Source organism: Oleiphilus sp. HI0086 (assembly GCF_001635225.1).
The window spans coordinates 1-331 of sequence record NZ_LWFZ01000303.1; the positions used below are offsets into that span (position 1 = coordinate 1).

General features: G+C 45.0%; 1 protein-coding gene. It reads right to left on the minus strand.

The genetic code is table 11. The features are described 5' to 3' along the window. Positions 1-331: toprim domain-containing protein (locus A3756_RS03715; RefSeq protein WP_156490245.1), on the minus strand; the 331-nt coding region annotated here is incomplete at both ends.

The following is a 331-nucleotide window of genomic DNA, read 5'->3' on the forward strand; positions in this document are numbered from 1 at the left end:
ACATCAGACTCACTAAACACTTCAGCAATGTAATGAGCCGTTGCTTCACCTTCAACGGTTGGGTTTGTAGCCAATATTATTTCCTTGGCTGACAATGAGCTGACTCGATCCATTAAAGCTGGAATGCCGATCTCTGCAGGACCTTTACCATCAAGTGGTGACAAGCTACCTTTCAATACGAAGTACACACCCTTAAACTGATGTGTCTGTTCAATCGCGATCAAATCAGAGGGAGATTCGACAACACATAAAGTGTTGTGTTCCCGCTGAGCGTCCTGACAGATATGACAATACTCACTTTCACTTAAGGTTCGACACCCCACACACTCGC